Source organism: Enterobacter sp. 118C5, assembly GCF_034107645.1.
Lineage (GTDB): Bacteria > Pseudomonadota > Gammaproteobacteria > Enterobacterales > Enterobacteriaceae > Enterobacter > Enterobacter nematophilus.
The window spans coordinates 13,700-37,480 of record NZ_JAWNEU010000011.1 but is presented as its reverse complement, the minus strand read 5'-3'; the positions used below and the strand labels follow the sequence as shown (position 1 = coordinate 37,480).

Sequence of the window (23,781 nt, the reverse complement as noted above, 5' to 3'; positions counted from 1 at the left end):
CGGTCATCCCACTCCTGACGGGGCTGATGCTGCTGGCGTGGCCCTTCCTGATTGGATTTGGGCTGACGCATAACGGCCTGCCGTGGCTGCTGCCCGTGATAGCGCTGCTGTTGCTGCTGCGGCTGCGTCAGGCGCGGCGTAACACCGGCCCGATGCGGTATGTGGTGCAGTGCGTGGCGCTGGCGGGCATTGCGCTCTGCGCGGCAAGCTACCTGCTGAAAACCCACCAGTGGCTGCTGTTCTACCCTGTGGTCGTTAATCTTGTGATGCTGGCCGTGTTCGGCGGTTCGCTGTGGACAGCGATGCCGCTGGTCGAACGCCTGGCGCGCCTGCGTGAGCCTAATTTGCCCCCGGAGGGCGTGCGCTATACCCGCAGGGTAACCCTCGTCTGGTGCGGATTTTTCATTGGCAACGGGGCGATGGCGCTGTTTACCGTCCTGCACGGCGACATGCATCTGTGGACGCTGTGGAACGGCATGGTGGCCTACATCCTGATGGGGACGCTGATGGCGACGGAGTGGCTGGTGCGTCAACGGGTGATAAAAAAAGAGATGCAGAATGACTAACCCCCTTCCGCTGGGCCAGTGGTTAAACGCGCCCCGCCCAGACGACACGCCCGTCGCCTGGCTTGACGATCGTACCTGGACGCTGGGCCAGCTGCGCCACGACGTGACGTTACTGGTCGACACCCTGCGTCAGCAGGAAGGCGAACGCTGGGCGCTGTGCTTTGAGAACAGCTACCTGTTTATCGTTGCGCTGCTGGCCTCGCTGCATGCCGGTAAAACGCCGGTCATTCCCGGCCATAGCCGCGTTTCGCTGCTTGAGGAGCAGCAGTATCTGTTTAGCGGCGTCCTGAGCGATCGGCACCTCGATATTGACGGGAAGCTGATTGTGGTGGCCTCCCGCCATCAGACGATCGCCCGCTGGGCTCCCCTGCCGGAGATTGACGAAAGCCGCTTCGTAGAGCTGTTCACCTCCGGCTCCACGGGAACGCCGCGCCGGGTGGTTAAGCACATCGTCAGCCTGGATCGCGAAGCCCGCCTGCTGGCTGACCGCTTCGGCGCGCGCCTGGCCGGCTGTAGCGTTGTGGCCTCCGTCGTCCCGCAGCATCTCTATGGCCTGACATTTCGCATCGTATTGCCGATGGCGATGGGCCTGCCGCTGCACGCCGCGATGCTCTACTACGCAGAGCAGCTGGCCGTCCTTCCTCATGACAGGCATTACCTGTTCATCAGCAGCCCGGCGTTCCTGAAGCGCCTCGATACCGAGCTGGCCGCGCCGCCCGTCAGGGTGCTGATTTCCGCGGGCGGAATGCTGCCCTGGCGTGACGTCTCCACCACGGTTGGCTGGCTTAACGTCTGGCCGGACGAAATTTATGGCAGCACCGAAACCGGGATCCTCGCCTGGCGCCATCGCGTGGAAGATAACCTGCCGTGGCTGCCCTTCCCCGGCGTAAGCTTCTGTCAGGAAGGTGAAGCGTGCCGCGTCACGTCGCCGCTGATCCACGAGCCAGAGGGACTTCAGCTCGACGATATCCTCCACTTCGACAGCGCGGGGCTTTTCAGCATCGCCGGTCGCCGCGGTCGGGTGGTTAAAATTGAAGAAAAACGCATCTCGCTTAACGAAATAGAACGTCGCCTGCTGGAGCTCGACGGCGTTTGCGAGGCGGCGGCGCTGCCGGTTACGCGCGGGGGCCGCCAGGGCATTGGCGCACTGCTGGTGCTGGATGAGGTGGTTCGTCAGCGCGGGTATATGCAGGATAAAAAAGCGCAGGAGTTCGCCTGGCGTCGCGCCCTGCTGCCGTGGCTTGAGCCGGTCGCGGTTCCGCGCTACTGGCGCGTTGTGGATGAGATGCCGGTAAACAGTATGAACAAGCGTGTCTATGCGCAGTTAGAGGAGTTATTTCATGAAAATTCATGAAATCGAGCGCCATCAGGCACAGCCGGAGAAGCTGGAGATCGTGTTGCATCTCGACGCCTCTCTGTTCTGGTTTCAGGGCCATTTTGCCGTACAGCCGCTGCTGCCCGGCGTTACGCAGCTTGACTGGGTGATGCACTACGCCACGACGTTACTGGCGCCGGGCTACCGCTTTCACAGCATTCAAAACGTGAAGTTCCAGGCCCCTCTGCTGCCGGAAACCACGGTGACGCTGGTGCTTGAGTGGCACGCCGAACGCAAAATGCTGACCTTCAGCTACCTGCGTCATGACGGGGCTGAACGCCATACCGCCAGCAGCGGGAAAATTCGTCTATGTCAGTAACCTTCCGCCCCTGCGTGCTGATCCCGTGCTACAACCACGGCGCCACGATGGCCAGCGTGCTGTCGCGCCTCGCGCCGTTCGGCCTGCCGTGCCTGGTGGTGGATGACGGCAGCGAAACCGCCACCCGCCAGGAGCTCGAGCGGCTGGCGGCGGAGCAGCCGCAGATGACGCTGGTCCGTCTGGCGCAAAACGCCGGAAAAGGTGCGGCTGTCATCAGGGGGCTGGAGGAGTGCGCGCGCGCGGGCTATACCCACGCCCTGCAGGTGGACGCGGACGGCCAGCACGCCATCGAAGATATCCCCAAACTGCTGGCGCTGGCGGAGCGCCACCCGGACGCGCTGATTTCCGGCCAGCCCATCTACGATGATTCCATCCCGCGTTCGCGGCTCTACGGGCGCTGGGTCACCCACGTCTGGGTATGGATTGAAACCTTATCCCTGCAGCTGAAAGACAGCATGTGCGGCTTTCGGGTCTACCCGGTCTCGCCCACGCTGCGGCTCGCCGCGCGTAAAACGCTCGGTAAACGGATGGATTTTGATACCGAAGTGATGGTTCGTCTCTACTGGCAGGGCAACACCAGCGTCTTTCTGCCCACCCGCGTGACCTATCCGCAGGACGGGCTGTCCCACTTCGACGCGTTAAAAGATAACGTGCGGATCTCCCTGATGCATACCCGGCTGTTCTTCGGCATGCTGCCCCGCATTCCCGGCCTGCTCTTCCGTCGACGCGGCCAGCACTGGGCGCAGCAGGACGAGGTTAAAGGCCTGTGGGGCATGCGCCTGATGCTGCGCGTCTGGCAGCTGCTGGGGAGGCGGGCGTTTACCGTGCTGCTGTGGCCGGTGATCGGCGTCTACTGGCTTATCGCGCGTCCGGCGCGGCAGGCTTCCCGGCAGTGGATTGCACGCGTGAAGCAGGTGCTGATGCAGCGGAACCTGCCCGTTCCAGCACGGCTCAACAGCTTTTTCCACTTCATGCGCTTCGGCAACGCGATGCTGGACAAAGTCGCCAGCTGGCGCGGCGAGCTGAAGTTTACGCGCGACGTGGTCTTTGCCCCCGGCGCGAGCGAAACGCTTAATATCGAGGCGCCGCAGGGCAAGCTGCTGCTGGCCTCGCATCTTGGTGACGTAGAGGCCTGCCGGGCGCTGGCCCAGCTGGACGGCAGCAAAACCATCAACGCCCTGGTCTTCAGCGAAAACGCCCGGCGCTTTAAGCAGATAATGAGCGAAATGGCGCCCCAGGCGGGCGTGAATTTGATGTCGGTCACCGACATCGGCCCGGACACCGCGATTGCCATCAAAGAGAAGCTTGAGCGCGGAGAATGGGTCGCGATCGTGGGCGACCGCATCGCGGTCAACCCGCAGCGTGGCGGCGAGTGGCGGGTGATCTGGAGCCGGTTCATGGGCCAGCCCGCGCCGTTCCCTCAGGGGCCGTTTATCCTGGCCTCCATCCTGCGCTGTCCGGTGGTGTTGATCTTCGCCCTGCGCCAGCAGGGTAAGCTCGTCCTGCACAGCGAGCCGTTTGCCGACCCGCTGATCCTGCCGCGCGGGGAACGCCAGCAGGCGCTGCAGGCTACCGTCGATCGCTACGCGCAGCGGCTGGAGCATTACGCCCTGATGTCGCCGCTCGACTGGTTTAATTTTTTCGATTTCTGGCATCTGCCAGAGTCCAGAGAGAAGGAGTAAAGGGTGCTGACCGATCCCCGCTTTACGACTGAAGTTGAGATCACCGTTCCGTTCCACGACGTCGATATGATGGGCGTGGTCTGGCACGGCAACTATTTCCGCTACTTTGAGATCGCTCGCGAGGCGCTGCTCAATCAGTTTGACTATGGCTATCGCCAGATGAAGGCCTCCGGCTACGTCTGGCCCGTTGTCGACACCCGGGTGAAATACCGCGATGCGGTGACCTTTGAGCAGCGCATTCGCGTCCGCGCGCAGATTGAAGAGTATGAAAACCGCCTGCGCATTGCCTATCAAATTTTCGATGCGCAGACCGGCAAGCGCACCACCACTGGGTACACCATCCAGGTGGCGGTAGAAGAAGCCACCCGCGAAATGTGCTTTGTCAGCCCGGCAATACTGTTTGAACGAATGGGAGTTACGCCATGAAATGGTTGCTTTTGCTGGGACTGATCGTCAGCCCGCTGGTCAGCGCCGTGACGCTGGATGAGCTGCAGCAGCGCTTCACCGAGCAGCCCGTGGTGCGCGCGCACTTCGAACAGGTCCGCACGATAAAAGATATGCCTCAGCCGCTGCGCTCGCAGGGCGAGATGCTGATCGCCCGCGACAGCGGCCTGCTGTGGGATCAAAAAGCGCCGTTTCCGATGACGCTGCTGCTGGACGACAAGCGGATGGTTCAGGCGATCAACGGCCAGCCGCCGCAGACCATCACCGCCGACAATAATCCGCAGATGTTCCAGTTCAACCACCTGCTGCGGGCCCTTTTCCAGGCCGATCGCAAGGTGCTGGAAGAGAACTTCCGCATCGATTTTAAAGACCTGGGCGCGGGCCGCTGGTCGCTGGTGCTTACCCCAAAAACGACGCCGCTGGACAAGATTTTCGCCACCCTCGATCTGGGCGGCGCGACCTATCTGGAGACGATTTGCCTGAACGATAAGCAGGGCGACCGTACCGATATCGCCCTTTCAAACCACCAACTGACGCCCGCCACCCTGACCGATGACGAACGCCAACGCTTTGCCGCACCGTAAATCCCTGCGCCCGGCGCTGCTGTGGGCCACGGTATGTCTGGTTATGCTGGGCGTCCTGCTGTCGCTGCTGCCCGGCGCGCGGCTGAACAGCAGCGTGCTGGCCATGCTGCCGAAGCAGACGCTGGGGGCGATCCCGCCGGCGCTCAACGACGGGTTTATGCAGCGTCTCGACCGCCAGCTGGTCTGGCTGGTCAGCCCCGGCAAAGAGCCGGATCCGCGCGTGGCGCAGCAGTGGCTTGAACTGCTGCACGGCAGCGACGCGCTCCGCGAGGTTAAGGGCCCGATGGACGCCGCCGGGCAAAAGGCCTGGGGAGAATTCTTCTGGCAGCACCGCAACGGGCTGATTGACCCGGCCACCCGCGCCCGTCTGCAAAACGGCGGAGAAGCGCAGGCGCAGTGGATTCTATCCCAGCTCTACTCCGCCTTCTCCGGCGTCAGCGGCAAAGAGCTGCAAAACGATCCCCTGATGCTGATGCGCGGCTCGCAGCTCGCCCTGGCGCAAAACGGCCAGAAGCTGCGGCTGATGGACGGCTGGCTGGTCACGCAGGATGGGGCGGGAAACTACTGGTATCTGCTGCACGGCGAGCTGGCGGGGTCATCGTTTGATATGCAGCAGACCCACCGGCTCGTGACGACGCTTAACGCGCTGCAACAGACGCTCAAAGCGCGCTATCCGCAGGCGCAGCTGCTTTCCCGCGGAACCGTGTTCTACAGCGATTACGCCAGCCAGCAGGCCAAGCGCGACGTCTCGACGCTGGGCATCGCCACCCTGCTTGGCGTGTTCATGCTGATCGTGGCGGTGTTCCGCTCTCTGCGCCCGCTGCTGCTGAGCGTGCTCTCGATTGCCATCGGCGCGCTGGCGGGCACGGCGGTGACGCTGCTGCTCTTTGGCGAACTGCACCTGATGACGCTGGTGATGAGCATGAGCATCATCGGTATTTCGGCAGACTACACGCTTTACTACCTGACCGAACGGATGGTCCACGGCGCGGAGCTCTCCCCCTGGCAAAGCCTGGCCAAAGTGCGCAATGCGCTGCTGCTGGCGCTGCTGACGACCGTCGCCGCCTACCTGATTATGATGCTGGCTCCCTTCCCCGGGATCCGCCAGATGGCGATATTTGCCGCCGTGGGGCTGAGCGCCTCCTGCCTGACGGTGATTTTCTGGCATCCGTGGCTGTGCCGGGGTTTGCCTGTGCGCCCGGTTCCCTTTATGGTCCTGATGCTGCGCTGGCTGGCCGCCTGGCGACGCAGTAAAAAACTGTCCGTTGGCCTGCCCGTCGCGCTGGCGCTGCTCTCCGCCGTGGGAATGAGCACCCTGAGGGTGGACGACGACATCGCCCAGCTGCAGGCGCTGCCGAAAGATATTCTGGCGCAGGAGAAAGCCATTACCGCCCTGACCGGCCAAAGCGTCGATCAGAAATGGTTTGTGGTGCATGGCGCTTCGCCCCAGCAAACGCTGGAGCGGCTGGAAGCCTTTACCCCGGCGCTGGCCGAGGCGCAAAAAGCGGGAGAGATTGCCCGCTGGCGCACCCTGCCGCTGAACTCGCTGGCCCGCCAGAAAAGCGACCTTACGCTGCTGCGGAACGCCGCCCCTGCGGTGACGAACGTGCTGAAAAGCGCAGGGCTCAACGCCGTATCCCCAAATCTGGAGGCCATGCCGGTCAGCGTGGACGCGTGGCTTAACAGCCCGGCCAGCGAAGGCTGGCGTCTGCTCTGGCTGACCCTGCCCGACGGGGAAAGCGGCGTGCTCGTGCCGGTGGACGGCGCAAAAAACAGCGCGGCGCTCGGTGAGCTGGCCGCGCGCCATAACGGCGTCGTCTGGGTCGATCGCAAGGCCAGCTTTGACAGCCTGTTTGCCCTCTACCGCACGCTGCTGACGGGGCTCCTGTTTGCGGCACTGGCGGTGATTGCCTGCGGGGCGATGCTGCGCCTCGGCTGGCGTAAAGGGCTGATAAGCCTGGTGCCGTCCGCGCTGTCGCTGAGCTGCGGGTTGGCAGTCCTGGCCGCAACGGGCCACCCGGTGAACCTGTTTTCACTGCTGGCGCTGGTGCTGGTGCTCGGCATTGGCATTAACTACACGCTGTTCTTCAGCAACCCGCGCGGTACGCCGCTGACCTCGATGCTGGCGATTACCCTGGCGATGATGACGACCCTGCTGACGCTGGGCATGCTCGTCTTCAGCGCCACCCAGGCCATCAGCAGCTTTGGTATTGTGCTGGTGAGCGGTATTTTCACCGCCTTCCTGCTGGCCCCGCTGGCGATGCCGGATAAGAAAGAGAGAAAACGTAAATGAACGCTGTTTATCGCGCCGTCGCGCTGGCCGCGGCGCTGCTGCTGGCAGGCTGCAGCCATTCGACCGATACCAAAGAGACGCGGCCTCAGGCCTGGCTCCAGCCGGGCACCAAAGTCACGCTTCCGCCGCCCGGCATCAGCCCGGCGGTAAGCTCCCAGCAGCTGCTGACCGGCAGCTTTAACGGGCAAACGCAGTCCCTGCTGGTGATGCTCAACGCGGATGCGCATAAGGTCACGCTGGCCGGGCTCTCCTCCGTGGGGATCCGTCTGTTCCTGGCAACGTACGACGAGAGCGGTATTCATACCGAGCAGTCCATCGTCGTGCCGCAGCTGCCGCCCGCCAGCCAGGTGCTGGCCGACGTGATGCTCAGCCACTGGCCGATTAGCGCCTGGCAGCCGCAGTTGCCGAAGGGCTGGACGCTGAAGGACAATGGCGATCGGCGCGAGCTGCGCAACGCCAGCGGCAAGCTGGTGACGGAGATTGTCTACCTCCAGCGCAAGGGCAAGCGCGAGCCGATAAGCATCGAGCAGCACGTCTTTAAATACCACATCACCATTCAATATCTGGGTGACTGAGATGATCTATATTTCCGCTGTTGGCATGGTCAACGCGCTGGGCAACTCGCCAGATGAGATTGTCGCCAACCTGGCTGCGGGCGTGGCGCCGGGCATGCACGCCCGGACCGGCTGGCTGCAGGGAATACCCGAAGCGGTACTGGGCGGCGTGGAAGGCGAGCTGCCGCTCATCCCGGACACCTTCTCTGCACACCGCACCCGCAACAACCAGCTGCTGCTGGCCGCGCTGGCGCAGATTCAGCCCGCCGTCGACGAGGCCATCGCCCGCGTTGGCCGCGACCGCGTGGCCGTGGTGATGGGAACCAGCACCTCCGGGCTGGACGAAGGCGATGAGCACGTTAGGCGCATGACGGACGGCGAGACCAGCACGCGCTGGCAGTATCCGCAGCAGGAGCTGGGCGATCCGTCCCGCTTTCTCGCCAACTGGCTGCAGCTTGAAGGCCCGGCCTATACGATCTCCACCGCCTGCTCCTCCAGCGCGCGGGCGATGATCGGCGGCAAACGTCTGATCGAAGCCGGGCTGGTGGATATCGCCATTGTCGGCGGGGCCGATACCCTGAGCCGGATGCCCGTCAACGGCTTTAACAGCCTTGAATCCTTCTCCCCCACGCTCTGCGAGCCGTTTGGGCGCGACCGCCGGGGGATCACCATCGGTGAAGCGGCGGCGCTGATGGTATTGAGCCGGGAACCCGCGGACGTGGCGCTGCTCGGGACGGGCGAATCCAGCGATGCGTACCATATTTCCGCCCCGCATCCTCAGGGCGAAGGGGCGATAAGAGCTATCACTCAGGCGCTCAGCGAAGCGGGCATGCAGCCGGACGACATCGGCTATATCAACCTGCACGGCACGGCCACGCCGCTCAACGATCAGATTGAATCACAGGTTGTTCACGATCTCTTCGGGGAAAGCGTGCCGTGCAGTTCAACCAAACACCTTACCGGCCACACGCTGGGCGCTGCCGGCATTACCGAAGCGGCTTTGAGCTGGCTTATCCTGACGCGCGATCTGCCCTTGCCGCCGCAGGATTTTTCCCGCTACGCTCCGGACGAGACGCAGGCGCCGTGCGGCCTGCTGCACCAGCGCACCGCCCTGAAAAAGCCGGTCATTTTATCTAACTCGTTCGCGTTTGGCGGCAACAACGCCAGCATTCTGCTGGGGAGAGCGTCATGAGCTATCTATCACCCGAAGCCTATTTGCCGCACGAGGCGCCCATGATGCTGCTGGGGTCCGTTGAGAATGTAACGGATGACATGGCGGTCTGCCGCGTGGCGGTTGACAGGCAAAGCGTGCTGGCGCCGTTTCTCAATGCCGATGGCGACCTGCCGGGCTGGTACGCGCTCGAGCTGATGGCGCAGACCGTTGGCGTCTGGTCGGGCTGGCATCGTCAGCAGCAGGGGCAGGAACATATCGCGCTGGGCATGGTGCTCGGCGCGCGCGAGCTGGTCTGCGCCAGCGGGCGTTTCGCCAACGGCTTAACGCTGGACATTACCGTTAAGCTGCTGATGCAGGACGAACGCTTCGGCAGTTTTGAATGCACGATTTGTGCAGGTGAAGAGACGCTGGCCACGGGCCGGGTCAACACCTTCCAGCCGAGTGCAGAAGAATTAACATCGCTTTTTAATCAGGGATCCCACGCATGAGTCGTTCCGTACTGGTCACAGGGGCCAGCAAAGGCATTGGTCGCGCCATCGCCCGCCAGCTTGCCGCTGACGGGTTCACCGTCGGCGTGCATTACCATCGTGATGCCGCAGGCGCGCAGGAGACGCTGGACGCCATCACCCAGGCGGGCGGCAGCGGCCGTTTACTCTCGTTTGACGTGGGCAACCGCGAGCAGTGCCGCGAGGTGCTGGAGCAGGAAATTGATGCCCATGGCGCATGGTATGGCGTGGTCAGCAACGCCGGAATTACCCGCGACGGCGCCTTTCCGGCGCTGAGTGAAGACGACTGGGACAGCGTGATCCACACCAATCTCGACAGCTTTTATAACGTCATTCACCCCTGCATTATGCCCATGATCGGCACCCGTCAAGGCGGGCGCATTATTACCTTATCCTCCGTCTCCGGCGTGATGGGCAACCGCGGCCAGGTGAACTACAGCGCGGCCAAAGCGGGCATTATCGGCGCCACCAAAGCGCTGGCGATCGAGCTGGCAAAACGCAAAATCACCGTGAACTGCATTGCGCCAGGGCTGATTGATACCGGCATGATTGAGATGGAGGAGGCCGCGCTCAAAGAAGCGATGTCCATCATCCCAATGAAACGTATGGGCCAGGCCGAGGAGGTTGCCGGGCTGGCAAGCTATCTGATGTCGGATATCGCGGGCTACGTGACCCGCCAGGTCATTTCGATTAACGGAGGCATGCTATGACGCGTCGCGTGGTGATTACGGGCATGGGCGGCGTGACCGCCTTTGGCGAGAACTGGCACTCCGTTTCCAGCCGGCTGCTGGCGTATGAAAACGCCGTGCGTAAAATGCCGGAATGGCAGGTGTACGATGGCCTGCACACCCTGCTGGGCGCGCCGATCGACGATTTCGCGCTGCCGGAACACTATACCCGCAAGCGCATCCGCGCCATGGGCCGCGTGTCGCTGATGTCGACCCGTGCCACCGAGTTGGCTTTGGAGCAGGCTGGGCTGTTTGGCGAAGCGGTGCTTACCAACGGGCAAACCGGTATCGCCTACGGTTCTTCAACAGGCAGCACCGGCCCGGTCAGCGAGTTCGCGACCATGCTCACCGAAAAGCACACCAATAACATCACCGGAACAACCTACGTCCAGATGATGCCGCACACCACCGCGGTGAATACCGGCCTGTTCTTTGGGTTGCGCGGCCGCGTGATCCCGACGTCAAGCGCCTGCACCTCCGGCAGCCAGGCGATCGGCTACGCCTGGGAGGCGATTCGCCACGGGTATCAGACCGTTATGGTCGCGGGGGGCGCGGAAGAGCTTTGTCCGTCTGAAGCGGCGGTATTTGACACGCTGTTTGCCACCAGCCAGCGCAACGACGAACCCAAAACCACCCCCTCGCCGTTCGATACGCAGCGCGATGGTCTGGTGATTGGGGAAGGCGCAGGCACTCTGATTCTGGAGGAGCTGGAGCACGCCAGAGCGCGCGGGGCCACCATCTACGGTGAGATCGTGGGCTTCGCCACCAACTGCGACGCGGCCCATATCACCCAGCCGCAGCGTGACACAATGCAGATTTGCATGGAGCAGTCGCTGGCGATGGCGGGGTTAAGCGCAAGGGATATGGGGTATATCTCCGCGCACGGTACGGCCACCGACCGCGGCGATATCGCCGAAAGCCAGGCGACGGCCGCCATCTACGGTGACAGCGTGCCGGTTTCTTCGCTGAAGAGCTATTTTGGCCACACGCTGGGGGCCTGCGGCGCGCTGGAAGCGTGGATGAGCCTGCAGATGATGCGCGAAGGCTGGTTTGCCCCGACGCTCAATTTAACGCAGCCGGATGAGCAATGCGGGGCTTTAGATTATATTATGGGAGAAGCCCGTCAGATTGACTGCGAGTATCTGCAGAGCAATAACTTCGCGTTTGGCGGCATCAATACCTCGATTATCATTAAACGCTGGGCGTAACTATGTACCGGTTTGTACTGGGAAAAATTTCCACCCTTTGCGCGGACCCGCTGGCGTCAACGCTCGCAGATAAGGCACCTCAGGGTGCACGACAGGCCTCCTGGCTGGCTGGCCGGACGCTGCTCGCCAGAACGTTATCCCCCACTCCGCTCCCCGACATCATTTACGGCGAGCAGGGGAAACCGGCCTTTGCGAAGGGGGATCCGCTGTGGTTCAACCTGAGCCATAGCGGTGATGATATTGCCCTGCTGATGAGCGATGAAGGCGAAGTGGGCTGCGATATCGAAGTGATTCGCCCCCGTCAGAACTGGCAGGCGCTGGCCAACGCCGTTTTCAGCCTGACAGAGCATGACGAGCTGGAGCGTGAAGCGCCCGAGGAACAGCTTTCCGCCTTCTGGCGTATCTGGACGCGTAAAGAGGCAATTGTGAAGCAGCGCGGCGGCAGCGCCTGGCAGATTGTCAGCATCGACAGCACGGCGCAGTCGCACTCGGTCAGCCAGCTACAGCTCGGTTCACTGAGCCTGGCCGTTTGTACACCCACACCGTATACCCTGACCACCGAGTCGATTATTCACGTCGGGGCAGAAAAATCACCAGCACACCCAGCATAATCAACCCGACGCCCGCCAGCCCGTGCCAGGAGAAGCGCTCCCCCCAGCCGGGCAGCAGGATTGCCGCGCCCCACACCAGGATATAGCTGAGGCTCAGCAAGGCGTACGCTTTGCTGAGCGCCATGCGGTGCAGCGCCAGATACCAGCAGCCCATGGAAGCCACGTATCCCGTCAACCCCAGCAGCAGCGCGCCCGTACCGGACGAGACGTGCCACAGCGCAGAGATAAACGTCAGAAGATCGCTGACAGGCGGCAGGGCCTGCATGGCATCGCGCAGCAACAGCTGCGCGGCGCTGACTAACAGCACGCTGCATAACGCCCAGAACGCGCCTTTCACAGGCTTCCTCCCAGCACGATAATCCCCATGATGATGAACCCGACCCCCAGCCAGTGGTGCGCAGCAACGTGCTCGCGCCAGAAGAGCTTCGCCGCCAGCGTCACCCAGACAAAATTGAGGCTCAGCATAGGGTAAGCCACGCCGACGGGCAGGCGCTGCAGCACCACCAGCCAGACCAGCATCCCGCAGCCCAGCGCCAGCATGGCCAGGCCAAGCCACAGCATGACGTGCGCGCCACGCCGCCCGGCTTTCGCCGGACGGGTAGCCTGTTTCTGGCACAGCTGTCCCGCGCAGCTCAGCAGGCTTGCCAGTATCAGCCAGGTCCAGGCCATCACTTCGGCAGATACTCCAGCAGGGCCAGACGCCCCTGGATATAGAGATTGTCCGGCTGCGGTAAATTCGCCTCTGAAATATCGTCACGTTTAGACAGCAGCATCACCAGCGACACGCTTCCCTGCTTACGATGCGTTGCCAGCCACTGCGCGAAGTCGTCTTCACTGACAAAGCGATCTTTCGCATCGGGATAATTCAGCCCGTAGCGCAGCTCGCCGCTCTGAGCAAACAGCGTGATGTCGCTGCGCTTCAGCTCCCACGCCAGGCCCGCGGCCACGCCAACGTTATTGGTCAGCACAAAGCGGCTGCCCTGAAGCGGCTCGCGCACGGTATCCACCAGCGACTGCGGCTGTTTGGAATCCACCACCAGGTTCGGAATGGCAAAACCAATCAGCAACGCCAGGCCCGCAGGACACAGCGCCGCCAGCCACCAGCGCCGCTGGCTCTGCCGCAGCGTAAACCAGCCTACCGCACCCCAGATGAGGAACGCCACCACCGCACAGAAGACTTTATACAGTTCAACCGACGTCCAGACCGGATGCTTAGCCAGCCCCCACGGCGAGACCGCCAGCGCCGCCACCACGCCGATAGCACCAAACGCCAGGTTAATCCCGCCGTTAATGCGCAACGCTTTGGCCCCTTTTTCCGCCGCGAGGCAGGCATAGCGCGCCATCAGGATAGCCAGCGGGGCAAAACAGGGCAGGATATAGGTCGGCAGCTTGCCTTTGGCGATGCTGAAGAACAGCAGCGGCATTACCACCCATCCCAGCAGGTAGAACCCGCCGCCCGCGTTTTGTCTGTCATTCCAGCCGAGACGCAGCGCGCCTGGCAGCAGCGCCAGCCACGGCAGGCTGCCCGCGAGCAGGAACGGCAGGTAATACCAGAACGGTGCCTTGTGCTGCGCGTCACTCTGGGCAAAACGCTGAATATGCTCAACCCAGAAGAAATAGCGCCAGAAATCAGGCTCGCGGTGCGCAATGGCCAGCCCCCACGGCAGAACAATCAGCACGCAGCTCAGGACCGCGAGCCAGCCAAAAATCAGCACCTCTTTCCAGCGCTTCTGGGCGATGACCCACGGCAGCACGCCAATCACCGGTACCGCCAGCGCCAGAAAGCCTTTGGTCATTACCCCCATGCCGCAGGCCAGCCCAAGCAGCACATAGCCGCCCGCTTTTCCGGCCACGGTGTGCGCCTGTGAGGCGAGCCAGAAGCTGCACATCGCCGCCACCAGCCACAGGGTGACGATGGGATCCAGCACCGCATAGGTGCCGATGCCATACACCAGGAACAGGGTCAGGAAGATAAGGCCGGAGAAAATGGCCGTACGCTTATCCCGCCAGAGACGCCAGGCCATCCAGATAACCAGCAGCGCCGCCAGCCCGGTGGAGAAGATCGACCCGGCGCGTACGGCAAAGTTCGTGTGCCCGAACAGCCATTGTCCGATAGTGTTGATCCAGTAGCCGGCGATCGGCTTTTCAAAGTAGCGCAGCCCCAGGAAATGCGGGACAACCCAGTCCCCCGATGCCAGCATTTCGCGGCTGATTTCCGCATAGCGCGTTTCATCAGGCTGCCACAGCAGGCGGATATCGACCGGAATGAAGTAATAAACGATAAACAGTGCGAAAAGCGCTACGCCATAACGGGCTGTTTTCATGGGACCGAACTCACGGTTTGTTGATAGCCAAGCCAGCCTTCCCGGCCAGCCAGTTCACTACGGACAACTTTGCCCACGGGCAGGGTGCTGAGGTCGTCCGGCAACAGCTCGCTCAACGGGCAGAACGCAATGCCCTCCTGAGCGGCCATCGTCAGCAGCGCATCGAAATCATGCTGGTACGCAATCCCTTCCACTTCTGCATGGATGGTATAGACCGGCGTTCCGGCGTCACGATGGATGCGGTCCAGAATGTAGCGATTAAATGCTTCCGCCTTCACCTCGCGCCCCACCACCTCATCCCACGTGGGAAGCGTGACCGGAATTTGCACCGTACCGTAGCGATTTTCGCCCAACAGCGGCAAAAACGGCCCGGTTCCGCGACAGTCGCTGTTGTAGCGAAACGCGAAATGCTCTTTGGCTTTGATCACCCGCTGGTCGGCACGCCATCCCGCCACGGCGGAGCAGCGCACGGGCTGGCCGATGATGGCCTCAAGCTCCAGCATTCCACGTTCAACCTCACGGGACAGGCGCGGGATATCCCAGACGCCCGCCCAGGCCTGCCAGGCATGGTGGTCCCAGGCGTGCAGGCCAATCTCATGATGCTGCGCCGCCGCGCGGATAATGTCTTCATTACCCGCGCCGATGCGTCTGCCGGGCCAGGCGGTGCCGGCCAGCAAAATATCCCAGCCGTAGAGGGATGCCGCGCGCGAGCGCAGCATTTTGAACAGAAATGCCGGTTTAACCAGACGCCACAAATGGCGCCCCATGTTGTCAGGCCCCACGCTGAAGAAAATGCTGGCGCGCACGCCGTGCCTGCTCAGCAGTTTCAGCAGCCTGGGCACGCCGTCACGCGTTCCCCTGAAGGTGTCGACATCAATGCGTAAACCGACTTTTTTCATGAGGCCTGTTCCGACAGCTCCACGGTGCGCAGGAAGAAGTCGAGCGTCTCATCAATGGTCTGCTCCATCTTCACCGTCGGCGTCCAGTTCAGGCAGCGCTTCGCGTTGCGGATGCTTGGCTTACGGTGCTCGACGTCCTGGTAGCCCTTACCATAGTAGCTGCTGCTTTCCACTTCGCGGAAACCGGCGAACGGCGGGAAGCGATCGCGCAGCGGGTGGCGCTCAAAGCTTGCCAGCAGCATCTCTGCCAGCTCGCGAATGCTCGCCTCGTTTTCCGGGTTACCGATGTTGATGATCTCACCGTTGCAGCGGTTATCTTTGTTCTCGATGATGCGGAACAGGGCCTCGATACCGTCGCTGATATCCGTAAAGCAGCGTTTCTGGCTTCCCCCTTCAATCAGCTTGATAGGCGAGCCTTCCACCAGGTTCAGGATCAGCTGGGTGATCGCGCGGGAGCTGCCGATACGCGCCGCGTTCAGGTTATCCAGACGCGGGCCCATCCAGTTGAACGGACGGAACAGGGTAAAGCGCAGACCTTCCTTCTCGCCGTAGGCCCAAATCACGCGGTCCAGCAGCTGCTTGGAGACAGAGTAGATCCAGCGCTGCTTGTTGATCGGCCCGACCACCAGGCTGGAGGCATCTTCATCGAAGTTTTTGTCGGTACACATGCCGTACACTTCAGAGGTGGACGGGAAGATGATGCGCTTGTCGTATTTCACGCAGTCGCGGATGATCTTCAGGTTCTCTTCGAAATCCAGCTCGAACACGCGCAGCGGGTTACGGGTGTACTCGATTGGCGTGGCGATGGCGACCAGCGGCAGCACCACGTCGCATTTTTTAATGTGATATTCGATCCACTCGGAGTGAATGCTGATGTCCCCTTCCACAAAGTGGAAGCGCGGGTTGTTGAGGAAACGGCTGATGGCATCAGAGCCGATATCCAGACCGTAAATCTCGTAGTTATCGTCTTTGAGCAGACGTTCGGTCAGGTGGTTCCCGATAAAGCCGTTCACGCCGAGGATCAGCACGCGGGTGCGGCGCTTGATGGCCACCACCGGGGCGCTGGTGATCAGCGCCCCGGCCACCAGCCCCAGAGACTGCGCCAGCTGCGTGCCCTGAACATACAGGCCGTTGTCGGTCTGCCCGGTGACGATCTCCAGCGCCTGCTCGCCGCAGCTCACCACCAGCGGGGAGACGGAGACGACGGTGCCCGGCTTAGCGGCCGGGATATCGTCACGCACGCGGGATTTCCAGACGATAAATTTGCTGACGCCCGCAAAGCTGTAAGCGCCCGGCCACGGGTCGGTCACGGCGCGCACCAAGTTGTGCAGCTGGCGGGCGGGTTTATTCCAGTCCAGGCGACCATCTTCCGGCGCGCGGCGGCCAAAGCAGCTGGCCTTGCTTTCGTCCTGCTCGGTCTCGCTGAAGGTACCGTTGAGGATGGCTGGCAGCGCGTCACGCAGCAGGCTTTGCGCCGCGGTGCAGAGTTTATGATGCAGCTCAAGCGCGGTTTCATCCGCGTCGATTGCCACGCGCTGCTGGGCGACGATGGCTCCGGCATCCGCGCGGCGCACCATGCGGTGCAGCGTCACGCCCGTTTCCGTTTCGCCGTTGACCAGCACCCAGTTCAGCGGCGCGCGGCCACGGTAGGCGGGCAGCAGAGAGCCGTGAAGGTTAAAGGCTCCTTTGGCGGCCAGGCCTAAGATCTCGTCGCAGATCAGGTTGCGATAGTAGAACGAGAAGATGACATCAGGCGTCAGCGCGCGGATGCGATCCACCCACAGCGGGTGGTTGACGTCGTCCGGGGCATAAACCGGAATACCGCGCTCGGCGGCGATACGCGCCACGGAGCCGAAGAAGTGATTTTCTCCTGCCGCGTCCGGATGGGTAAAGATTGCAGCAATGTCATAGCCCGCGTCCAGCAGGGCCAGCGTGCCCGCGCACCCCATATCGTGATAGGCAAATACAACGGCTTTCATGGGTGGTTTTCCTCTTGAGATGCTTTGTGTTCCTGACGGACAACACGTTGAATAAAGTAGCGCGGACGTGCGCGAACATCGTTATAGATACGGCCAATGTATTCACCGAGCAGGCCCATTCCGACGAACTGGGCGCCGATGAACATAAACAGCACGGCAAACAGCATGAAGACCCCTTCCGCCGCCCACTGCGGGCCAAAGACCAGCCGCAGCACCACCAGCAGGACGGACAGCGTAAAACCGGCCAGGGCGATGACGCTGCCGAACACGCTCAGCAGGCGCAGCGGCGTGGTGGTCAGGCAGGTGACGAGGTCGTACATCAGGTTGATGAGACGCATAAAGCTGTACTTCGATTCCCCGTGCTCGCGCTCGGCGTGCAGGACCGGAATTTCCGTTGCCTTGCGGGCAAAGGTGTTGGCGAGGATAGGAATAAAGGTGCTGCGCTCATGGCAGTGCAGCATGGCGTCGACAATATGGCGGCGGTAGGCGCGCAGCATGCAGCCGTAATCGCCCATCGCTTTGCCGGTGGTGCGCTGAATAAGACGGTTGATGGTGCGCGAGGCCAGCTTGCGGAACAGGCTGTCCTGACGGTTCTGGCGAACGGTGCCGACCACGTCATAGCCTTCATCGGCTTTGGCGACCAGGCGCGGGATCTCCTCAGGCGGGTTTTGCAGATCCGCGTCCAGGGTGATAATCAGATCGCCCGTCACGTGGCTGAACCCGGCCATAATGGCGGAGTGCTGGCCGTAGTTACGGTTGAGCAGCACGGCGACAATATGGCTGCCTTCGGCCTGGGCGGCTTCGGTCAACATCAGCGCGGAATCATCGCTGCTGCCGTCGTCCACCAGCAGAATTTCATAGGCTTTGCCCAGCGTGTCGCAGGCGGCCGTGGTGCGGCGGATCAGCTCGGGCAGGCTCTCCTGCTCGTTATAAACAGGGATCACCACGGAAACTTTTTGTACAGGCGGTGCGCTGAACATATCAATGTCCTGCAAGCTGATGGAGCGCGGTAATGACGCGGGTTGTGTCGTCATGGGTCATGTCCGGGAAAAGTGGGAGAGAACAAATACGCGCGCTATTCCATTCCGAATTCGGGAGCGATACATCAGGAAAACGCTCGCGGTAGTATTTTTGGGTGTGTGCGGCGCGGAAATGCAGGCCGGTACCGATGCCTTGCTCCTTCAGCGCCGCCATCAGGCCGTCTCGTGAGATCCCGCAGCGAGCTTCATCAACGCGAATAATAAACAGGTGCCAGGCGTGAACGTGCGGCCATGCCGGAATGCTCAGCGGCTGGAACGGCGTATCGGCAAGTTCGCGCAGGTAGCGCTGCGCAATCTCCTGGCGGCGCGTGTTGGCCTCTTTCAGCTTGCCCAGCTGCACGAGCGCCAGCGCGGCGTTGATATCCGCCAGGTTGTACTTAAAGCCCGGGGAGATCACTTCGGCCTGCGGCGCACGGCCGTGCGTCTGGCGGTCATAGGCATCCACGCCCAGGCCGTGGAACTTCAGGCTGCGGATCCGCGCAGCAAGCCGGGCGTTATCCGTGATGACTAAACCGCCTTCCGCGCAGGTCATGTTTTTAATGGCGTGGAAGGAAAAAATCGCCGTGCCTTTCCAGCCCACGTGACGGTTCTTGTAGTACGTTCCGGCGGCATGGGCCGCGTCTTCAATCACCGGAATACCGTGACGCTCGCCGACGGCATGAATGGCGTCGATATCACACGGCGCGCCGGCGTAATGCACGGGAATAATCGCTTTAGTACGCGGGGTAATGGCGGCTTCAACCGCTTCCGGCGTCACCATCAATGTCTCTTTGTCCACATCGATCATGACCGGCGTGGCGCCCAGCAGCACGATCATATTCAGCGTGGAGACCCAGGTCTGGGAGGGGGTAATGACCTCATCGCCCGGGCCAATACCCAGCGCCATCAGCGTGACGTGCATGCCCGCCGTTGCCGAGCAGACGGCAATCGCGTGCTGGTTCCCCGTCAGCTGACAAAATGCCGCTTCAAGTTCCTGATTTTTAGGCCCGGTGGTGATCCAGCCGGAGGTTAAAACCTCCTGCAACGCCGCTAATTCCTCATTACCCATCGACGGGCGGGAAAAAGGCAAAAAATCACTCATCATTAATTTCCTTGCAATAAGAATGGCACGCGCTTGATATTAACCAATTGCCTGTTCGTTTATTTCAACGAACCATAAACTCATATCAAGGTATCGTTCATTTCTTAGGGAAAAATTAAGATGCGTATTCCAGATGTAACGAAATCAATATCAATTCATTTATAAACAAATACTTAACTAATTATGAATTATTTATTTCGTGATCTAATTCAATTTTCTTCGTCATTATTTTAAACCAAACATAAACAAACAAAAAAAAATCCCGGTTATTTCTGAAAAAGAAGAAATAACCGGGAACTTTTCTTTTTAGTTAATTGTCGCGCTTATTTTAAGTTATCTGGAAAGTTTTCCGGTAACTCGCTGGCCGCGCAGGCAATCACGCTTTCATCGTTGGCACCACAGTCGCGTACAAAGGTGATTGTTGCGAATTCATCAATCACTTCCGTTGGATAGGTCGGGCCAGCGTCGCGATAGCTATTCATCAGCGGAATATGATCGTTCTGGAAGCAGACGGTTTTTTCCGGGTTATTCATGACCCAACGTGGGAAGAAGATGGTGCCGTGGAACAGTCGGTCACCCAGGTTCGCAATCAGGCTGACGTCGGTGCCGGTTGGCTCGGTCCAGGAAATTTTATAGATGCTTTCACCGACGCGAACGATATACACCCGCTGATCTTTCACCCAGCGATTGCCCACCAGGCCGCTATGAATACGGTAGTCAATGGTGTTTTCATTTTTGATGTAAATTTCGTAATTCCAGCCGTTATCGTAGGTATATACCAGATGTTTACCAACGAAGCCGCTTAGGTCGTGTTTGTCGAATGTGTTCATAAGATGTCTCCTTCGTTTTGATGAGACGATCTTAAGCCTTCAAAAAATGAATGAATAACGCTATGTTTTAATCAAATTCATCCAAATTTTAGATAAATTATGCACAAGACGACGCTGGAACAGTGGGCTTTACTGGAAAAAGTGGTTGACGCGGGCAGCTTTGCCAAAGCCGCGGAAGAAACCCACCGCAGCCAGTCCTCGGTGAGCTATAACCTGTCGCTGCTGCAGGAGCGGCTGGGCGTGGCGCTGCTGGCGCCGGAGGGGCGACGGGCGGTATTGACCCCGGCTGGAGAACAGCTTCTCGGCCAGGTGAAACCGCTGCTGAAAGCATTTTCGTACGTCGAGACGCGCGCGGCGACCCTACGTAACGGGATGCGCACGCGGCTGGACCTGGTGGTGGACTCGATTTTCCCGCGCCGCCGCCTGTTCGCCATTCTGCGTCAGTTCCAGCAGCAGTATCCGCAAACTCAGGTCCGCCTCACGGAGGTGCTGGAAAATACCCGCGCCGATGCCATGAACAACGAGGCCGATGTGATGGTTTTAACCCGCCGCCAGGACATTACCGGGCTCGGCGAATGGCTGATGAATATCGACTTTGTCGCCGTGGCGCATCACCAGCATCCCCTCTTTAGCCTCGACGCGCCGCTGAATGATGAGATGCTGCGCCCGTGGCCGCTTATCCAGATTGCGGACAGCCAGAACGCCGCGCGGGCGGTCGGCGAGTCGTGGACGTTCTCGACCATCGACGCTGCCATAGAGGCGGTCGTCTCGCAGGTCGGCTACGGCTGGCTGCCGGAGGAACGCATTCAGCCCCAGCTGGAGCAAGGCGTACTGAAAATCCTCCCGCTGAGCCACGGCGTGCGTCGGGCCACGCCGCTGCATCTGATCGTGAAACGCACCCTCGCCCCGCTGGATGAGCAGGTTGAAACCCTGCTGGCCCTTTTTAGCCAGGAGCCGTCATCATCACCTGCTACGCTTTAAGGTCCGAACGTTAAAACGATAAGGAGCTGATGATGAAAATCGACTTTGCGGGGAAAGTGGCCCTGGTCACCGCCTCAACCGGCGGGATCGGGTTCGCCATTGCCAGAGGCCTGGCAGAAAGCGGCGCGGAAGTGATCGTTAATGGCCGCAGCACCGACTCGGTGAACAAAGGTATTCAGCAGCTGCAGCAGGTTGTGCCTGGCGTGCAGGTGCGTGCCGCCATTGCCGATCTCAGCACCGCGGAAGGGGTTGAATCGCTGCTGAAGGTCGCGAGCGACGTCGATATTCTGGTGAACAACGCCGGGATTTACGGCCCGCAGGATTTCTATGGCACCGACGATGAAACCTGGGAGCGCTACTGGCAGACCAACGTGATGTCCGGCGTGCGCCTCTCCCGCGCCCTGCTGCCGGGCATGGTGAAAAAAGGCTGGGGCCGCGTGGTGTTTATCTCCTCCGAGTCAGCCTGCAATATCCCGGCAGACATGATCCACTACGGGGTGACCAAAACGGCCCAGCTCTCGCTGGCGCGCGGGCTGGCGAAGTTCGTGGCGGGAAGCGGCGTGACGGTGAACAGCGTGCTGCCGGGCCCGACGATGTCGGACGGTTTCGCTGAAATGATGAAAGATGAGATCGAGAGAACCGGTAAATCGCTGGAGCAGCTGGCGAAAGAATTTGTCATGGCCAACCGCCCCAGCTCGGTTATCCAGCGCGCCGCCACGGTTGAAGAGGTGGCTAATATGGTGATTTATGTCTGTTCAGCGCAGGCCTCCGCCACCTCGGGCGCGGCATTGCGCGTCGATGGTGGCGTGGTGGATGACATTATTTAACGTCGTCAGGCGGCGCTGCCCGCGACACGACGGGCGGTAATGTAACGATCCTGCCAGTAGTCATCAGTCAGGGTTGAGACCGTCACGCCCTGGCTGCTGGAGGCGTGAATAAACTGGCTGTTACCAATATAAACGCCGACGTGCTTGCGGTTCGGGCCCGTCTGGAAGAAGACCAAATCTCCCGCCTTCAGACGGTATTGCGCCACCCGAACGCCGCGATGGATCTGCTCGCTCGTCGTGCGCGGTAAGTGAAGGTGCGCCGCATCGCTGAACAGATGCTGCATGAGCGCGGAGCAATCCACTCCGCGGTGCGTGGTGCCGCCCCACTGATAGTGAGTCCCATTCCATTTCTGGTATTGATCCAGTATCCGGGAGCGGAGTGGGCCCGTCTCCTGGTGAAGCAGGGCCGACTTTACCGGCGATTCCGCAAAGCCACTCCTCACCGAGATCATGGAGGCGGGCAGCTGAAAACTCAGCGCGGAAAACGAAGCAAAACTTAACGTGAGGATTGAAATAAGCGATCTGAATGTCATATCTAAACAGGAGCTAAGAGTGAATTTTTCCTTACCTGTGGGGGCCAACGTTCCCCCGAAATATCTTTCGATGTGGCGATAATATAGACAGCTCATTTTTTCACCAACCCTTATTGAGGCCAAAATTGGACTCACTTTCAGATCGCAAGATTGAGAAAAAAAAGGGTGGTGATGTAAGGACTGTTCAGATAAAGCAGGTAAACTGATCGACAGAATGTGTAATTCAGCTAAGACGTATTTATGACCAATATGATTGCCGACGAGACGGTGGCTAAATCCAGCGTGCTCTCTGTCTTTGACTTTGACGGGACGCTCACGCACCACGACAGCTTTATCCCTTTCCTGCGTTTTGCCTTTGGGAAACGCTATTTTGCCGGTCGTCTGGTGCGCATGGCGCTGCCCACGCTCCACTGCGTGCGCCGCAAGCTGACGCGTGATGAGCTGAAGGAAGTGCTGATTAAAACGTTCCTGACGGGCGTGGACGAACGCTGGCTACGCCAGCAGGCGGAAGCCTTTTGCGAAAAATACTGGAACAAGCTGATGCGCCCCGAAGGGGTTTTGGCGGTGGCGGCTGAGGTGAATTCCGGAGCGGAAGTGACTATCTGCTCTGCGTCGCCGGCGCTGGTGCTCCAGCCGTGGGCGGACAAGCTCGGCATTAAGCTGATTGGCACGCAGCTGGAAGTGAAGGACGGCAAGCTGACGGGACGCATTACGGGCAATAACTGCCGCTGCGCCCAGAAAGTGGCGAGGCTGGAGAAGGTGTATGGCGATCTGAACGACTATCACCTGCGCGCCTGGGGAGACACCCGCGGCGACCACGAACTGCTGGCCGCGGCGCAGGATCCGCACTGGCGGCACTTCCATCATCCGCGCAAGCGCCGGAATTCACCGATTAAGGGTTAAGTGCGGCCCCTCCCACAGGGCTGAGGGATCCCCACAAATTAATGCGAGCAGTGAACAATCCCCTCGCCCCTTTGGGGAGAGGGTTAGGGTGAGGGGGAACATACAGCTCTGGTGGTCATTCCGTTCACTTCACGTTCCTTGCTACTCTGTAAGGACATGACCGGTGAACGTGCCAGGGCGGCTCAATCGCCACCGCCCTGGCGACCCGGGCTCCCCGCGGTAAATCGCCGCTTCGCGGTACCCTCAGCTTATTCCTTCAGGCTATCGGGTCGGGCATGAGCCTGCATCCCTGCAGGCCACGCCCTCTCGGCGCATCCGTGCGCCTCGCCCCGGCCTTACG

General features: G+C 60.8%; 25 protein-coding genes. 16 read left to right on the top strand and 9 right to left on the bottom strand.

Annotated features, from left to right (window positions below; genetic code table 11):
• Window positions 1–26 precede the first annotated feature (26 nt).
• The 13 genes from UTO39_RS16975 to acpT are packed head-to-tail and all read left to right on the top strand — an operon-like array spanning window position 27 to window position 12,044.
• Window positions 27–566 carry a hypothetical protein gene (locus UTO39_RS16975; protein WP_407065109.1) on the top strand — a complete coding sequence of 180 codons (540 nt, stop codon included), beginning with the start codon at window positions 27–29 and terminating at the stop codon, window positions 564–566.
• Window positions 559–1,920: an AMP-dependent synthetase gene (locus tag UTO39_RS16970; protein WP_320727638.1), complete on the top strand. Its 1,362-nt coding sequence runs from the start codon at window positions 559–561 to the stop codon at window positions 1,918–1,920. Before UTO39_RS16975 ends, UTO39_RS16970 begins: the two co-directional genes overlap by 8 nt.
• Window positions 1,907–2,260 carry a hydroxymyristoyl-ACP dehydratase gene (locus tag UTO39_RS16965; RefSeq protein WP_320727637.1) on the top strand — a complete coding sequence of 118 codons (354 nt, stop codon included), beginning with the start codon at window positions 1,907–1,909 and terminating at the stop codon, window positions 2,258–2,260. The genes UTO39_RS16970 and UTO39_RS16965 overlap by 14 nt, the downstream gene beginning before the upstream one ends.
• On the top strand, window positions 2,251–3,942 hold the full coding sequence (locus UTO39_RS16960) for a glycosyltransferase (protein WP_320727636.1): 1,692 nt from the start codon (window positions 2,251–2,253) through the stop codon (window positions 3,940–3,942). The genes UTO39_RS16965 and UTO39_RS16960 overlap by 10 nt, the downstream gene beginning before the upstream one ends.
• Before the next feature lie 3 nt (window positions 3,943–3,945).
• Complete coding sequence (locus UTO39_RS16955; RefSeq protein ID WP_061096838.1) at window positions 3,946–4,368, top strand: thioesterase family protein; 423 nt, start codon at window positions 3,946–3,948, stop codon at window positions 4,366–4,368.
• Window positions 4,365–4,970: an outer membrane lipoprotein carrier protein LolA gene (locus tag UTO39_RS16950; RefSeq protein WP_320727635.1), complete on the top strand. Its 606-nt coding sequence runs from the start codon at window positions 4,365–4,367 to the stop codon at window positions 4,968–4,970. The genes UTO39_RS16955 and UTO39_RS16950 overlap by 4 nt, the downstream gene beginning before the upstream one ends.
• A complete protein-coding gene (locus tag UTO39_RS16945; RefSeq protein WP_320727634.1) occupies window positions 4,939–7,263 on the top strand; it encodes an MMPL family transporter in 2,325 nt (774 codons plus the stop codon). The genes UTO39_RS16950 and UTO39_RS16945 overlap by 32 nt, the downstream gene beginning before the upstream one ends.
• Window positions 7,260–7,838: a DUF3261 domain-containing protein gene (locus UTO39_RS16940; protein ID WP_218727741.1), complete on the top strand. Its 579-nt coding sequence runs from the start codon at window positions 7,260–7,262 to the stop codon at window positions 7,836–7,838. The genes UTO39_RS16945 and UTO39_RS16940 overlap by 4 nt, the downstream gene beginning before the upstream one ends.
• 1 nt (window position 7,839) lies before the next feature.
• On the top strand, window positions 7,840–9,009 hold the full coding sequence (locus tag UTO39_RS16935) for a beta-ketoacyl-[acyl-carrier-protein] synthase family protein (protein ID WP_320727633.1): 1,170 nt from the start codon (window positions 7,840–7,842) through the stop codon (window positions 9,007–9,009).
• A complete protein-coding gene (locus UTO39_RS16930; protein WP_266179761.1) occupies window positions 9,006–9,479 on the top strand; it encodes a 3-hydroxy-fatty acyl-ACP dehydratase in 474 nt (157 codons plus the stop codon). Before UTO39_RS16935 ends, UTO39_RS16930 begins: the two co-directional genes overlap by 4 nt.
• The gene (locus UTO39_RS16925) at window positions 9,476–10,207 is read left to right on the top strand and encodes a 3-ketoacyl-ACP reductase FabG2 (protein ID WP_028014712.1); all 732 of its coding nucleotides are present in this window, start codon (window positions 9,476–9,478) and stop codon (window positions 10,205–10,207) included. The genes UTO39_RS16930 and UTO39_RS16925 overlap by 4 nt, the downstream gene beginning before the upstream one ends.
• Window positions 10,204–11,433 carry a beta-ketoacyl-ACP synthase gene (locus UTO39_RS16920; RefSeq protein ID WP_320727632.1) on the top strand — a complete coding sequence of 410 codons (1,230 nt, stop codon included), beginning with the start codon at window positions 10,204–10,206 and terminating at the stop codon, window positions 11,431–11,433. Before UTO39_RS16925 ends, UTO39_RS16920 begins: the two co-directional genes overlap by 4 nt.
• A gap of 2 nt (window positions 11,434–11,435) precedes the next feature.
• Entirely contained in the window at window positions 11,436–12,044 is a 609-nt protein-coding gene (acpT, locus tag UTO39_RS16915) for a 4'-phosphopantetheinyl transferase AcpT (protein WP_320727631.1), read from the top strand.
• On the opposite strand, the gene arnF is transcribed toward acpT, so the two are convergent.
• The 8 genes from arnF to UTO39_RS16875 all read right to left on the bottom strand — a co-directional run bounded on the left by arnF (window position 12,001) and on the right by UTO39_RS16875 (window position 20,197).
• Window positions 12,001–12,381, bottom strand: coding sequence for a 4-amino-4-deoxy-L-arabinose-phosphoundecaprenol flippase subunit ArnF (arnF, locus tag UTO39_RS16910; protein ID WP_061096830.1), 381 nt, complete (start codon window positions 12,379–12,381; stop codon window positions 12,001–12,003). The two genes, acpT and arnF, sit on opposite strands and share 44 nt — an antisense overlap.
• Window positions 12,378–12,713, bottom strand: coding sequence for a 4-amino-4-deoxy-L-arabinose-phosphoundecaprenol flippase subunit ArnE (gene arnE / locus UTO39_RS16905; protein WP_320727671.1), 336 nt, complete (start codon window positions 12,711–12,713; stop codon window positions 12,378–12,380). The genes arnF and arnE overlap by 4 nt, the downstream gene beginning before the upstream one ends.
• A complete protein-coding gene (arnT, locus tag UTO39_RS16900; protein WP_320727630.1) occupies window positions 12,713–14,368 on the bottom strand; it encodes a lipid IV(A) 4-amino-4-deoxy-L-arabinosyltransferase in 1,656 nt (551 codons plus the stop codon). Before arnT ends, arnE begins: the two co-directional genes overlap by 1 nt.
• The gene (gene arnD / locus UTO39_RS16895) at window positions 14,365–15,267 is read right to left on the bottom strand and encodes a 4-deoxy-4-formamido-L-arabinose-phosphoundecaprenol deformylase (RefSeq protein ID WP_320727629.1); all 903 of its coding nucleotides are present in this window, start codon (window positions 15,265–15,267) and stop codon (window positions 14,365–14,367) included. The genes arnT and arnD overlap by 4 nt, the downstream gene beginning before the upstream one ends.
• A complete protein-coding gene (gene arnA, locus UTO39_RS16890) occupies window positions 15,264–17,246 on the bottom strand; it encodes a bifunctional UDP-4-amino-4-deoxy-L-arabinose formyltransferase/UDP-glucuronic acid oxidase ArnA (protein ID WP_320727628.1) in 1,983 nt (660 codons plus the stop codon). Before arnA ends, arnD begins: the two co-directional genes overlap by 4 nt.
• Window positions 17,243–18,226, bottom strand: coding sequence for an undecaprenyl-phosphate 4-deoxy-4-formamido-L-arabinose transferase (gene arnC / locus UTO39_RS16885; RefSeq protein ID WP_061096825.1), 984 nt, complete (start codon window positions 18,224–18,226; stop codon window positions 17,243–17,245). The genes arnA and arnC overlap by 4 nt, the downstream gene beginning before the upstream one ends.
• A gap of 1 nt (window position 18,227) precedes the next feature.
• The gene (arnB, locus tag UTO39_RS16880; protein ID WP_320727670.1) at window positions 18,228–19,367 is read right to left on the bottom strand and encodes a UDP-4-amino-4-deoxy-L-arabinose aminotransferase; all 1,140 of its coding nucleotides are present in this window, start codon (window positions 19,365–19,367) and stop codon (window positions 18,228–18,230) included.
• 323 nt (window positions 19,368–19,690) lie between these two features.
• Window positions 19,691–20,197 (bottom strand): phenolic acid decarboxylase, encoded by a 507-nt coding sequence (locus tag UTO39_RS16875; RefSeq protein ID WP_061096823.1) that lies wholly within the window; start codon window positions 20,195–20,197, stop codon window positions 19,691–19,693.
• Between the two features lie 99 nt (window positions 20,198–20,296).
• Between UTO39_RS16875 and UTO39_RS16870 the strand changes: the two genes are divergently transcribed.
• Complete coding sequence (locus tag UTO39_RS16870) at window positions 20,297–21,178, top strand: LysR family transcriptional regulator (RefSeq protein ID WP_151412424.1); 882 nt, start codon at window positions 20,297–20,299, stop codon at window positions 21,176–21,178.
• A 32-nt stretch (window positions 21,179–21,210) separates the two neighbouring features.
• A complete protein-coding gene (locus UTO39_RS16865) occupies window positions 21,211–22,005 on the top strand; it encodes an SDR family NAD(P)-dependent oxidoreductase (RefSeq protein ID WP_253543519.1) in 795 nt (264 codons plus the stop codon).
• 5 nt (window positions 22,006–22,010) lie between these two features.
• Here UTO39_RS16865 and UTO39_RS16860 read toward each other — a convergent pair whose 3' ends face one another.
• A complete protein-coding gene (locus UTO39_RS16860) occupies window positions 22,011–22,538 on the bottom strand; it encodes an NlpC/P60 family protein (protein ID WP_320727627.1) in 528 nt (175 codons plus the stop codon).
• 240 nt (window positions 22,539–22,778) lie between these two features.
• Between UTO39_RS16860 and UTO39_RS16855 the strand changes: the two genes are divergently transcribed.
• A complete protein-coding gene (locus tag UTO39_RS16855) occupies window positions 22,779–23,441 on the top strand; it encodes an HAD family hydrolase (protein ID WP_080441982.1) in 663 nt (220 codons plus the stop codon).
• Window positions 23,442–23,781 lie beyond the last annotated feature (340 nt).

Coding starts and splice junctions, on each gene's coding strand:
- acpT (WP_320727631.1), top strand. CDS start 11,436: ATGTACCGGTTTGTACTGGGAAAAATTTCCACCCTTTGCGCGGACCCG.
- arnB (WP_320727670.1), bottom strand. CDS start 19,367: ATGAGTGATTTTTTGCCTTTTTCCCGCCCGTCGATGGGTAATGAGGAA.
- UTO39_RS16920 (WP_320727632.1), top strand. CDS start 10,204: ATGACGCGTCGCGTGGTGATTACGGGCATGGGCGGCGTGACCGCCTTT.
- UTO39_RS16975 (WP_407065109.1), top strand. CDS start 27: ATGCTGCTGGCGTGGCCCTTCCTGATTGGATTTGGGCTGACGCATAAC.
- UTO39_RS16870 (WP_151412424.1), top strand. CDS start 20,297: ATGCACAAGACGACGCTGGAACAGTGGGCTTTACTGGAAAAAGTGGTT.
- UTO39_RS16930 (WP_266179761.1), top strand. CDS start 9,006: ATGAGCTATCTATCACCCGAAGCCTATTTGCCGCACGAGGCGCCCATG.
- arnD (WP_320727629.1), bottom strand. CDS start 15,267: ATGAAAAAAGTCGGTTTACGCATTGATGTCGACACCTTCAGGGGAACG.
- UTO39_RS16950 (WP_320727635.1), top strand. CDS start 4,365: ATGAAATGGTTGCTTTTGCTGGGACTGATCGTCAGCCCGCTGGTCAGC.
- UTO39_RS16925 (WP_028014712.1), top strand. CDS start 9,476: ATGAGTCGTTCCGTACTGGTCACAGGGGCCAGCAAAGGCATTGGTCGC.
- UTO39_RS16875 (WP_061096823.1), bottom strand. CDS start 20,197: ATGAACACATTCGACAAACACGACCTAAGCGGCTTCGTTGGTAAACAT.
- UTO39_RS16855 (WP_080441982.1), top strand. CDS start 22,779: ATGACCAATATGATTGCCGACGAGACGGTGGCTAAATCCAGCGTGCTC.
- arnT (WP_320727630.1), bottom strand. CDS start 14,368: ATGAAAACAGCCCGTTATGGCGTAGCGCTTTTCGCACTGTTTATCGTT.
- arnE (WP_320727671.1), bottom strand. CDS start 12,713: ATGGCCTGGACCTGGCTGATACTGGCAAGCCTGCTGAGCTGCGCGGGA.
- arnC (WP_061096825.1), bottom strand. CDS start 18,226: ATGTTCAGCGCACCGCCTGTACAAAAAGTTTCCGTGGTGATCCCTGTT.
- UTO39_RS16965 (WP_320727637.1), top strand. CDS start 1,907: ATGAAAATTCATGAAATCGAGCGCCATCAGGCACAGCCGGAGAAGCTG.
- UTO39_RS16970 (WP_320727638.1), top strand. CDS start 559: ATGACTAACCCCCTTCCGCTGGGCCAGTGGTTAAACGCGCCCCGCCCA.
- UTO39_RS16935 (WP_320727633.1), top strand. CDS start 7,840: ATGATCTATATTTCCGCTGTTGGCATGGTCAACGCGCTGGGCAACTCG.
- UTO39_RS16860 (WP_320727627.1), bottom strand. CDS start 22,538: ATGACATTCAGATCGCTTATTTCAATCCTCACGTTAAGTTTTGCTTCG.
- arnA (WP_320727628.1), bottom strand. CDS start 17,246: ATGAAAGCCGTTGTATTTGCCTATCACGATATGGGGTGCGCGGGCACG.
- UTO39_RS16865 (WP_253543519.1), top strand. CDS start 21,211: ATGAAAATCGACTTTGCGGGGAAAGTGGCCCTGGTCACCGCCTCAACC.
- UTO39_RS16960 (WP_320727636.1), top strand. CDS start 2,251: ATGTCAGTAACCTTCCGCCCCTGCGTGCTGATCCCGTGCTACAACCAC.
- UTO39_RS16940 (WP_218727741.1), top strand. CDS start 7,260: ATGAACGCTGTTTATCGCGCCGTCGCGCTGGCCGCGGCGCTGCTGCTG.
- UTO39_RS16945 (WP_320727634.1), top strand. CDS start 4,939: ATGACGAACGCCAACGCTTTGCCGCACCGTAAATCCCTGCGCCCGGCG.